The following is a 10331-nucleotide window of genomic DNA, read 5'->3' on the forward strand; positions in this document are numbered from 1 at the left end:
ATAGGTAGACCCGATTGTGGGCGCCGATCCGCCGCACCCCTGGGTCGGGAGGCTCACCACCTTCAGTCGATTCCTTCTAGTCAACATCATCATGCCCAAGCTGGTCATTGTCGAATCTCCCACCAAAGCCCGTACCATCCGCGGCTTCTTGCCCGCCGGCTATGAGGTGCAAGCCTCGATGGGACATGTACGCGATCTGCCGGAGTCGGCCTCTGACATTCCCGAAGAGGTGAAGGGAGAAGAGTGGAGCCGTCTCGGGGTCAATGTCCACGCCAACTTCGAGCCTCTCTACGTGATCCCCAAGGACAAAAGAAAGGTAGTCAAACAGCTGAAGGAGGCGCTTAAGAAAGCCGACGAGCTAATTCTGGCCACTGACGAAGACCGGGAGGGGGAAAGTATCAGTTGGCACCTGCAACAGGTGCTGCAGCCCAAGGTGCCCACCCGCCGCATGGTGTTCCACGAGATCACCCGCGAGGCCATTCAGGAGGCGCTGCAAAATTGCCGTGAGGTGGACGAGCAACTGGTGCGGGCCCAAGAGACGCGCCGCATCTTGGATCGCCTGGTGGGTTACACTCTGTCGCCGCTGCTGTGGAAAAAAATTGCCCCCAAACTCTCGGCAGGTCGGGTGCAGTCGGTGGCGGTGAAGCTCTTGGTGGATCGGGAGCGGGAGCGTCGCGCCTTTAAAAAAGCCACCTACTGGGATCTGAAAGCGGATTTGCAACCGAGGACAGCAAGCCAAGCGGCCTCTTTCCCGGCAGAGCTGGTGAGCCTGGGCGGCAAACGTCTGGCCAGCGGGCAAGACTTCGATCCCAGCACCGGGCAGCTCATAGCCGGACGGGATGTGGTGCTGTTGGATCAAGCCCAGGCCGAGGCCCTACGGGATCGCCTGCTGGGGAAAGCTTGGGTCGTCAGCTCGGTCGAAGAACGCCCCTCCACCCGCAAGCCCGCCCCTCCCTTCACCACTTCCACGCTGCAACAGGAGGCCAACCGCAAGCTGCGCCTGTCGGCTCAGCAGACGATGCGCATCGCCCAAAAGCTCTACGAAGAGGGCTACATCACCTACATGCGCACCGACTCGGTACACCTGTCGGAACAGGCCATCCGCGCCGCCCGCGCCTGCGTGGAGTCGATGTACGGCAAGGAGTACCTCAGCCCCGAACCTCGGCAGTACACCACCAAAACCAAAGGGGCGCAAGAAGCCCACGAGGCCATTCGTCCCGCCGGCTCGGAGTTTCGCCTGCCCAGCCAAACCCCCCTCACAGGGCAGGAGCTGGCCCTCTACGACCTGATCTGGAAGCGCACTGTCGCCAGCCAAATGGCCGAGGCGCGGCAGACCCACACCATCGTGCTCATCGCGGTGGACGATGCGGTGTTTCGGGCCAGCGGCAAGCGCATTGACTTTCCCGGCTTCTTCCGCGCCTATGTGGAGGGATCCGACGACCCAGAGGCGGCTTTGGAAGATCGGGAAGTGCATCTGCCCCTGTTGCGGCAGGGGGATCCCTTGAGCTGCCTGCAGTTGGAGCCGGTGGGCCACGAAACCCAGCCGCCGCCTCGCTATACGGAAGCATCCTTGGTCAAGGTGTTGGAAAGCGAGGGCATTGGCCGCCCCAGCACCTACGCCACCATCCTGAACACCATCATGAGCCGCGGCTACGTCAGGTCGATGGGGAACGCCCTCGTGCCCACCTACACCGCCTTTGCGGTGACCGAGCTGCTGGAAAAATACTTTCCCAACCTGGTGAACACCCGCTTCACTGCCGAGATGGAGCAAACCCTCGATGACATCGCTTCTGGCCAGGCAGACTGGTTGCCCTACTTGCGCCATTTCTTCCTGGGCGAGCAGGGCCTAGAAGGCCAGGTGAAGGCGCGCGAGTTGGAAATCGACTCCGGCCTGGCCCGCTCCATTTACCTGGAGAACCTGCCCGTCAAGATCGGCATCGGCCCCTACGGCCCCTATGTGTCGGTAGAGACTGAATCAGGAGAGGTGCGCGCCAACCTGCCGGAGGATATTCCCCCCGCCGATCTCAGCGCCGAACACATCGAGGAGCTCATCCGGCGCAAGCAGGAAGGTCCCAAGCCCATCGCCTTCCACCCGGAAACCCAAGAGCCGGTCTACGTAATTCCCCAGGGTCCCTACGGCCCCTATGTGCAGTTGGGAGAGGTGTCGGAGGAGAACAAAAAGCCCAAGCGCACCTCCCTGCCCAAAGGGCTGAAGCCGGAGCAGGTCACCCCTGAGATTGCCCTGGGGCTGCTCAGCCTGCCCCGCACGTTGGGGGAGCACCCGGAATCGGGGAAAAAGGTGCAGGCCGGCATTGGCCGCTTCGGCCCCTACGTGGTCTGCGACGGGGATTTCCGCTCGCTGCCTGCCGATGAGGATGTGCTGACCATCAGCCTAGAGCGGGCGCTAGAGCTGCTGGCCCAGCCCAAAAAAGGCCGTGGGCGCGGCTCGGCCAAGCCCCTGCGCGAGCTGGGATCCCATCCTGAGGATGGCGAGCCGGTCACCTTGCACGACGGCCCCTATGGTCTGTATGTCAAGCACGGCAAGGTAAACGCCTCACTGCCCAAAGATCTCTCCCCGGAAGCCGTGACGCTGGAGATGGCGCTGGAGTTGCTGGCGGAAAAAGAAGGCAAGGGCCAGGCAAAAGCCAGCCGACCAGCGGCGGCCAAGCGGGCCAAGAAGGCTGAAGCTGCTCCCCAGAAGCAACAATCCCATCCCACCCTGCTGGAGGCTGTCTCCAAAGCTCGGGCTTGAGCGGTGGGGGTAGGGGCAACTTGCTGGCTAACTCGGCTTGTTCTGCAAGGAAACTAAGCAGCTTGTTCAAAAATGCTCCGAACCAAGCTGCTAATGATGGAGAGGGCAATTGCCCCAACCAGTGCCCAGCCGAAGTTGTCAACCTTGAAGGCGTCACCGGCAAGCTTGTCGGCAATGAGCAAGCAAATGGCGTTCAAAATTAGGGAAAACAGACCAAAAGTGAAGATCGTAAGCGGTAGGGTAATCAACTGCAGGAGTGGCTTCACCAAGCTATTCACCAAACCAATGGCCAGCGCCGCCACCAAGGCACCTCCAAACCCGGAGACGTGGATCCCGGGCAAAAGCCAGGCCAAAATCATCACGCTCAAGGCCGACATCAGCCAGGTGGCCAAAAGAGCTGCCATACTTCCTCCCTTACCCCGCTGGGGCAGCCATTTCGCCCTCTATGCTATCCAATTGTGAGGGATCCCGGCTGTCGGCACCTGATACATTTACGCTGAACACTGCTGAACATCACTGTTCAACTATGCAGCGATAGCATTCTGCTTGTTTCCATTCGCGTTAGCGGGACGGAGTCCAAACAGAATGGCGGTATCCCGCAAAGCTTTGAGTAGAATACCCAAAGCGCAGTTTCCGTGTCGTCTTACTACCAATTTTCTGCTTTGCTTTGGCTACCATGTTGGCAGACTCGAAAGTAAACAGAAAGATCAACTGGTAGTAATCCGTACTGAACATATTATACATTACTTTCAGTATAGTTGAGCTTATTATTGACTAGAGTCATGCTCTTCCGGGCTGTAAGTTTGCAACGCCAAAGCATGGATACTCTGCCCCATCTCCTCGGCCAGGGCGGCGTACACCAGGCGATGCCGTTGCAGAGAAGTTTTGCCGGCAAACAGAGGCGACACCACCTGCACGCGGTAGTGCCCCCCGGATCCCTGTTGCCGTTCCCCATGGCCGGCATGGCGGTGTGATTCGTCCTCCACGTGGACGTAGAGGGCTTGCAGCTTCTCAGCCAAGAGCTGCCGAAGGCGGTTCGAGGTGAGCATGGGATCCTTTAAGATTGAGTGCCGGCCTTGGCAAAAGCCGCCTCGATCAGGGGACGCAACTCGTTGCGGGCGTGCATCTCTTGGAGGATGTCGCAGCCGCCCACAAACTCCCCGTCAATATAGATCTGCGGAATGGTCGGCCAGTTGGAAAACTCTTTGATCCCTTGGCGAAGCTCAGGATCCTCCAGCACGTTAATTGCCGTGTAGGGGAAGCCCAAGCTATCCAATATGCGAACGGCGGCGTAGGAAAACCCACACAGGGGCATTTCTGGGGTGCCCTTCATGTAAATCAGCACCTTGTGCGTGCGGACCTGGTTGCGGATTTTCTCTTCCAAAAGGGGATCCAGCATGGTAGCCAGCCAGTTTAGCGACAACAGGGGACAGGCCAATTCGGCTCCTATCGTGATCTCATTTTCATCTGCTTTTGACGAAAAGCGTCAACAGGCATCCTGGAGCTTGGCGGGGGATCCCCCTGCTGACAACAAAAAGTGCTAGAAGGGGAAGCAGTGGAGGTTTCTCACCGGAGGCCATTCATGCTAACAGAGTCCTCTCGTGTTAGCGGGACGAAGTCCTTGCCGTCGGCGGTGGAAAGCCCCGAGACAGGGGGGAGTGATTCTCCCTCTTCTGCCAAGCCGGAGCCAAAACTGGGGTTCTGGCAGCAATTCTGGGAAGACATCGACTGTGTCTTCGAGCGGGATCCGGCGGCGCGCAACCGCTGGGAGGTGCTTCTCACCTACCCAGGGGTACATGCTCTCTTCCTGCACCGCATCGCCCATTGGCTGTGGAAACGGCGCTGCTTTTTTCTGGCCCGCTTGCTCAGTTTCATTTCTCGCTCCTTTACGTTGATCGAAATTCACCCGGCAGCCCGGATTGGACGGCGCTTTTTCATCGACCATGGTTGTGGCGTGGTGATCGGGGAGACGGCGGAAATTGGCGATGACGTCACCCTCTACCACGGGGTTACCTTGGGGGGCACCTCTTGGACCAAAGGTAAACGGCATCCCACCCTAGAAGATGGGGTGATTGTGGGCACAGGGGCGAAGATCCTGGGGCCGGTTCGCATCGGTGCTAGAGCCCGCATCGGAGCCAACGCAGTGGTGATTCAAGATGTGGCCCCCGGCATGACGGTGGTCGGGATCCCAGGTCGAGCGGTCATCCCACCCCATCAACGCCGCATCCCCGCCCATGGCATCGACCTAGATCACCACCTCATGCCTGACCCAGTGGGACGGGCGATCGAGCAGTTGTTGCACCGCATTCAAGAGCTGGAAGCCCAGGTGGCCCGCCTCAACCAAGAGCGGGAACAGGACCGCCAGGATCAGGTCAGATGCGAATGAGGCTGCGGCTATGGCGGGGAGCATCCTTGGTGCCGGCTAACTGTAGGGCAGGTTGGCGGCTCAGAACTCCTGGGAAAAGGGGCAGCACCCAGGGCGGTTCTGCTCAGCTTTGCCCGTCTGGCTGTCTGCCCGGGATAACCCCTCGAGCCCAGTCGGCCTGTTTGCCCTCAACCCCGATTGGGCTGTCCAGAATTTTTGCCCACAACCTTTTTGCAGCTTCCTGAGAGGAGGAGGGCGTTTCTGCAAGCTCTCTGTGCCCAGGAGAAATTTTGCTCTAGAGCGTAGCTTTTTTTGCGGCAAGTCGATAGAGCTTTTTGGATGGAACTAGCTAAGGTGCCGGCGTCCCAGCATTTTGGAGAGGAAGGCTGATGTTGCCGAGCAAGCTCATCTTTTCTGGTCTGGCAGCTCTGCTCAGTTTGGGATCCGCTCCAGCCGCTCTGGCCCAGACACTCCTCCCGCAGCAAACAGTGCTCCTCGACAGCAGACAGAACAGCGCCACCCCTCTACAAGGCAATGTCCTACAAAACATCGTCTTCGTTGTGCCCAGCGCCCCAACGCGGCACTTCGCCGGCAGGTGGGGTTGGCACAGCAGCCCCTCACCGCCCCCCGCCCCCATGACAATTCTTATCCTCAACTCCCAAGCCAACCTGTCCGCCGAGGCAGCCGAGCCCCAGGCCTGTGGCCAGCGCTGCCAGGGATCCCTGCGCCTGCCGTAAAGAAGAGGCTGCTGCTTGTACTTCAGCTAGAAGCCGCAGGAGCCCCGCACTGGACTCCCCACCCCCCACACCCCCCGTGTACGGGGGGCGAAGGGGGACTGGGGGCCGCTCCGTTATGTCAACTCGGCCTGTGGCTGGGGAAAGGATGTAGATGGTGCCAAGGGGATTGCGCTTTTGGGGGCTACTGAAAGCCTGCTTCGTGCCGCCTAGCGGTTGGAGTCGGGTAGTTTACACTGCCCAAGCCCGCAATCCGGCTCGCGGCAATGCTCAGCTCTGCCCGGGTCGGGGTTGATATAATTCAGGGCAATTGTCCGCTGCCGGGCAATAAGAAGTTCTGCAACTTAGCTCTTTGGATTTTGGCGGTGTGTGAGGGATCCCTATGAACCGTTCCCAGCAACTCGGACTCCGGCTTGCTTCAGTGTTCGCCTGTGGGGTAGTGCTACGCACCGCTTTCGCGAACGGTCTGTCGATGCGATCCGCGGCTTGGGCGCAATCAGCTCCCCCGCCCGGCACCCTGGATCTGCGCACCAATGGCGATACCCCCGCCCAACCCTCCCCTACACCTACCCCAGCCGCTGGCGAGCCAGAAGTTTTGGTAGCGGAAGTGGTGGTGGAAGGAACCGACGACCCAGAGTTGATCGAGCAGGTTTACAAGGCTATTCGCACGCGGGCCGGCGAGGTCTCCACTCGCTCCCAACTGCGGGAAGACATCAATGCTGTGTTTGCCACTGGGTTTTTTGCCGATGTGCGGGCGGTGCCCTCCGATACGCCCCTGGGGGTGCGGGTTACCTTTGAGGTCAAGCCCAATCCGATCCTCAAAGCCGTGCGCACAGAAGGGGCAAAAGTTCTGGATCCGGAGGTGCTCAAGAAGGCCTTTGCCGATCAAGAAGGGCGGGTGCTCAACTTTGGCGAGCTGCAAGCGGCAGTGGCCGAGATCGAGCAGTGGTACGCCGACAAGGGCTACGTGCTGGCCAAGGTGACCGACGTGCGCTCCTCCGAAGATGGCACCCTCACTCTGGAAATTGCCGAAGGGGAGATCGAGGACATTCGCGTTCAAGGCAACACCAGAACCCGCGACTTCATCATCACCCGCGAGCTCAAGACCAAGCCAGGGGATGTGTTTAACCGCAACCAAATCCAGAAGGATCTCCAGGCAGTTTTCGACCTTAACCTTTTTCAAGATGTGAATGTTGGGCTCAACCCTGGCCAGGATCCCAACAAGGTGGTGGTGGTGGTGAACGTGGAAGAGCGCCGCACCGGCACCTTGAGCGGCACCATCGGCGTCAGCTCGGCCACAGGGGTCTTTGCCGGCCTCAACGTCTCGGAAGAAAACTTGGGCGGCAACAACCAAAGCGCCAGCTTCAACGTGCAGGTGGGCACCAACGAAACTCTGTTCGATTTGAACTTCACCGACCCGCGCATTGCCACGCTGGAGATCCCCACCTCCTACAACGTCAACATCGCCAACCAGCAGAGCTCCAGCTTTGTCTTCAACGAGGGATTGACCCTGCCCAACGGGGATCCCGTGCGCATCAACCGGCTGGGCGGCGGCGTCACCTTCTCCCGTCCCATTGGGGGCAATTGGCGGGCCAGCCTGGGCACCCGCGTCCAATTTGTGGAAGCCCGCAACAGCAACGGCGAGCAGGAGCGCTTCGATGTGCTGGGCAACCCGATTACCTTCAGCGCAAGCGGCCAAGACAGCTACACCACCCTGCGGTTCGGCCTTGTCCACGACAGCCGCGACAACCCCAACAGCCCCAGCCAGGGATCCGTCTTTCGCCTCTCCACCGAACAGTCGGTCCGTCTGTTGGAGAACGGCCTCAACGCCAACCGCCTCGAGACCAGCTACAGCCAGTTCATTCCCGTCAAGCTGTTCGAGACGCGCAGCGAGCGACCGCAGGTGCTGGCTTTTGACGTGCGGGCGGGCACCACGATTGGCGACTTGGCTCCCTACGATGCTTTCCCCATCGGCGGGGGCAGCTCGGTGCGGGGATTTTTTGAGGGCGGCGTCGGCTCCGGTCGCAGCTTTGCCACGGCGACGGCGGAGTTGCGCTTCCCCCTGTTCGACCCGGTGGGGGCGGTGGTCTTCGCCGACTACGGCACCGATCTGGGCAGCGGCGCGGCGGTCATCGGCAATCCGGCGGCGGTGCGCAACAAGCCGGGCAGCGGCTTGGGGCTGGGGGCCGGCATCCGCATCCAATCTCCCTTGGGGCCGCTGCGCATCGACTACGCCATCGGGCAAGGGGAGGCCGGCCGGCCTCAACTGCACTTTGGCATTGGCGAGAAGTTCTAGCTTGGCGGTGGATCTGCTGCCGGCTTGCTATGGTGAGAGCAAGGGCTCGTGAGGGAAGCAACCCATGAAACGGCAACTCGGCCAATCGTTCCGCGGTGGATCCCTGGTACTCTTGTTCTGTGCCAGCCTAGCCCTGACAGGATGTGGGCCGTTGGCGCGCTTAGGCATTGGCACAACCCCGATTGCCCAGATCGAACAAAATCCTTCCCGCTACACCAATGTGTACGTCCGCGGTCGCGTGGTCAACCAGATAGGGGTGTTCGGCCAGGGTGTGTACGAGATCCAAGACAGCAGCGGCTCCCTCTGGGTCATCACCGACAAGGGCTTGCCGGCCATGAACAGCACCGTAACCGTGCGCGGCAAGGCCCAAGAGGGCATTGTCTTGGGAGGACGCAGCTTCGGGGTGTCGTTGGTGGAAGCGGAGCGCTTCTAGCCGGCCCCCAAGGCCAGCATGGAGACGCGGCCGGCCAAGGTTTTGGCGATCTGCTGCAGAGCTTGGGCAGAAGCAGACTCAGGCTGACCGACCACGATGGGCTGGCCCGCATCTCCCCCCTGCCGCAGGGCAATTTCCAGCGGGATCCGCCCCAGCAGTGGGACACCCAGCTCGCGGGCCGTGGTCTCTCCGCCTGCTGAGCCAAAGATGTCGTACTGGCGATCCGGCAGGTCGGGGGGAATGAAGTAGCTCATGTTCTCGACAATGCCGAGGATGGGCACCCCCAACTGGCGAAACATGTTCAAGCCCTTGCGGCTATCCAGCAGGGCCACCGACTGCGGTGTGGTGACGATCACGGCGCCGGCCAAGGGCACCGCCTGCACCAGGGTCAGTTGGGCGTCGCCGGTGCCGGGGGGCATATCCACGATGAGATAGTCCAGCTCCCCCCACTGCACCTGATAGAGAAACTGCCGGATGACGCCGTTGAGCATTGGCCCCCGCCAGATCACCGGCTGATCCCGCCCCACCAGCAGGCCCATCGACACCATCTTGACGCCGTAATTTTCCAGGGGGAAGATGTCTTCGCCGCCGTCCTCCCGCTTGCGCACCAACAAAGAGCGATCCTGGAGGCCCAGCATCAGCGGCACATTGGGGCCGTAGATATCGGCATCCAGCAGCCCCACCCGCGCTCCGCTCTGGGCCAGGGCCACGGCCACATTGACCGAGACGGAGGTTTTGCCCACGCCTCCCTTGCCGCTGGAGATGGCGATGATGTTGCGCACGCCGGGGACAGACTGGCGATCCGGCAGAGAAGGGGAGCGGGGGGTTTCCGCCGTTACTGTGACATCAATGGCTTCAACTGGGGCCAAGCGGCGGATGGCAGCTTTGCACTCGTCCACAATGAATTCCCGCAAGGGGCAGGCCGGCGTGGTCAGCACCAGGGTAAAGGCCACCCGCTTGGGCTCGACGCGAATGTCGCGGATCATGTTCAGTTCCACCAGGCTGCGGCGCAGCTCCGGATCTTGAACCGGGCGCAACGCCTCAAGGATGGCGGCAGCATCGAGGGTGGAGGTGGTCATGGCATTCAAAAACGAGGTAACGGCTCCATTTCTCACTCTAGTCGTTTTTTCTCCCGGCTCTTCTCTGGCTAACCAGGACAGTTGCGAAACTGTCTGCCAAGGCTGGCCCTCTGCCAACCGGCTGGCCTAGGCTGGTTCTGGTTGGAAGACAAGGCTGTTGGCCGACGGAGGAGGGCAATGGTGCCAGCGCTGATCCTGGGAGTCGGTTTGTGGTTGGGCCTGACGTTCTTGGCCCAGTTGCTCCCTCTGCTGGAAAAGAGAGGCTCCCGTCGCCCCTCAAGCTGGGATGAGCCCACTCCCTCCCGCCAGCTGCAGCCCACCTCGAGTTGGGATCCCTCCTGCCGCTACTTTTCTCGCTCGCCCTATCTGCCCTGTGCTGTGAACCCCCTGGGCCCCTGTCGCTGCCCCCACTACGTCGCGCGTTGCCAGAGCTCCACCGACCCAGGAGCGGGGTCAACAGGTTAGTCCCCCTGGTCTCGTGCGGGTATCTTACAGAATTCGTGTGTGGATCTAGACAAGAGTGTGACATCCTCTCCCGCTAAGCCCTGACGGGCTGTAGACGGGAGCTTCCGAGAAGCACTTCCCGGAGTTGCTGCTTCAACGGACTGGTAAACCAGGATCCTCCACAGCCAGAGAGCGGCAGTCCCACCGCCCCCCTACATCCCCCCGTAT

At 60.9% G+C, this 10331-nt stretch carries 10 protein-coding genes; 6 read left to right on the forward strand and 4 right to left on the reverse strand.

What is annotated here, in order from left to right; all coding sequences use genetic code 11:
- The first annotated feature begins 91 nt into the window (after positions 1-91).
- Positions 92-2752, forward strand: a complete 2661-nt coding sequence (gene topA, locus ACVWXC_RS06570) for a type I DNA topoisomerase (RefSeq protein WP_457391745.1) — start codon at positions 92-94, stop codon at positions 2750-2752.
- Positions 2753-2805: 53 nt separating this feature from the next.
- Here topA and ACVWXC_RS06575 read toward each other — a convergent pair whose 3' ends face one another.
- The 3 genes from ACVWXC_RS06575 to grxD form a co-directional block, all read right to left on the reverse strand.
- The gene (locus ACVWXC_RS06575; RefSeq protein WP_011429463.1) at positions 2806-3156 is read right to left on the reverse strand and encodes a phage holin family protein; all 351 of its coding nucleotides are present in this window, start codon (positions 3154-3156) and stop codon (positions 2806-2808) included.
- A gap of 363 nt (positions 3157-3519) precedes the next feature.
- Positions 3520-3801, reverse strand: a complete 282-nt coding sequence (locus ACVWXC_RS06580; RefSeq protein ID WP_011429462.1) for a BolA family protein — start codon at positions 3799-3801, stop codon at positions 3520-3522.
- Positions 3802-3809: 8 nt separating this feature from the next.
- On the reverse strand, positions 3810-4151 hold the full coding sequence (grxD, locus tag ACVWXC_RS06585) for a Grx4 family monothiol glutaredoxin (RefSeq protein WP_011429461.1): 342 nt from the start codon (positions 4149-4151) through the stop codon (positions 3810-3812).
- A gap of 183 nt (positions 4152-4334) precedes the next feature.
- Between grxD and cysE the strand changes: the two genes are divergently transcribed.
- The 4 genes from cysE to ACVWXC_RS06605 all read left to right on the forward strand — a co-directional run bounded on the left by cysE (position 4335) and on the right by ACVWXC_RS06605 (position 8580).
- Positions 4335-5138 (forward strand): serine O-acetyltransferase, encoded by an 804-nt coding sequence (cysE, locus tag ACVWXC_RS06590; RefSeq protein WP_011429460.1) that lies wholly within the window; start codon positions 4335-4337, stop codon positions 5136-5138.
- Positions 5139-5506: 368 nt separating this feature from the next.
- Complete coding sequence (locus tag ACVWXC_RS06595) at positions 5507-5854, forward strand: hypothetical protein (protein WP_099812426.1); 348 nt, start codon at positions 5507-5509, stop codon at positions 5852-5854.
- A gap of 469 nt (positions 5855-6323) precedes the next feature.
- On the forward strand, positions 6324-8147 hold the full coding sequence (locus ACVWXC_RS06600) for a BamA/TamA family outer membrane protein (RefSeq protein WP_228375416.1): 1824 nt from the start codon (positions 6324-6326) through the stop codon (positions 8145-8147).
- Between the two features lie 64 nt (positions 8148-8211).
- Positions 8212-8580 (forward strand): hypothetical protein, encoded by a 369-nt coding sequence (locus ACVWXC_RS06605; protein WP_011429456.1) that lies wholly within the window; start codon positions 8212-8214, stop codon positions 8578-8580.
- On the opposite strand, the gene ACVWXC_RS06610 is transcribed toward ACVWXC_RS06605, so the two are convergent.
- Positions 8577-9659: an Mrp/NBP35 family ATP-binding protein gene (locus ACVWXC_RS06610; RefSeq protein ID WP_011429455.1), complete on the reverse strand. Its 1083-nt coding sequence runs from the start codon at positions 9657-9659 to the stop codon at positions 8577-8579. The two genes, ACVWXC_RS06605 and ACVWXC_RS06610, sit on opposite strands and share 4 nt — an antisense overlap.
- A gap of 177 nt (positions 9660-9836) precedes the next feature.
- Here ACVWXC_RS06610 and ACVWXC_RS06615 point away from each other — a divergent pair, with 177 nt between their 5' ends.
- The gene (locus tag ACVWXC_RS06615) at positions 9837-10124 is read left to right on the forward strand and encodes a DUF6464 family protein (protein ID WP_228375415.1); all 288 of its coding nucleotides are present in this window, start codon (positions 9837-9839) and stop codon (positions 10122-10124) included.
- Positions 10125-10331 lie beyond the last annotated feature (207 nt).

The organism is Thermostichus sp. OS-CIW-20 (genome assembly GCF_054061455.1).

What these genes read in the sequence shown, in the direction of transcription:
- topA (WP_457391745.1), top strand. Translation starts at nt 92, where the DNA reads ATGCCCAAGCTGGTCATTGTCGAATCTCCCACCAAAGCCCGTACCATC.
- ACVWXC_RS06575 (WP_011429463.1), bottom strand. Translation starts at nt 3,156, where the DNA reads ATGGCAGCTCTTTTGGCCACCTGGCTGATGTCGGCCTTGAGCGTGATG.
- ACVWXC_RS06580 (WP_011429462.1), bottom strand. Translation starts at nt 3,801, where the DNA reads ATGCTCACCTCGAACCGCCTTCGGCAGCTCTTGGCTGAGAAGCTGCAA.
- grxD (WP_011429461.1), bottom strand. Translation starts at nt 4,151, where the DNA reads ATGCTGGATCCCCTTTTGGAAGAGAAAATCCGCAACCAGGTCCGCACG.
- cysE (WP_011429460.1), top strand. Translation starts at nt 4,335, where the DNA reads ATGCTAACAGAGTCCTCTCGTGTTAGCGGGACGAAGTCCTTGCCGTCG.
- ACVWXC_RS06595 (WP_099812426.1), top strand. Translation starts at nt 5,507, where the DNA reads ATGTTGCCGAGCAAGCTCATCTTTTCTGGTCTGGCAGCTCTGCTCAGT.
- ACVWXC_RS06600 (WP_228375416.1), top strand. Translation starts at nt 6,324, where the DNA reads ATGCGATCCGCGGCTTGGGCGCAATCAGCTCCCCCGCCCGGCACCCTG.
- ACVWXC_RS06605 (WP_011429456.1), top strand. Translation starts at nt 8,212, where the DNA reads ATGAAACGGCAACTCGGCCAATCGTTCCGCGGTGGATCCCTGGTACTC.
- ACVWXC_RS06610 (WP_011429455.1), bottom strand. Translation starts at nt 9,659, where the DNA reads ATGACCACCTCCACCCTCGATGCTGCCGCCATCCTTGAGGCGTTGCGC.
- ACVWXC_RS06615 (WP_228375415.1), top strand. Translation starts at nt 9,837, where the DNA reads ATGGTGCCAGCGCTGATCCTGGGAGTCGGTTTGTGGTTGGGCCTGACG.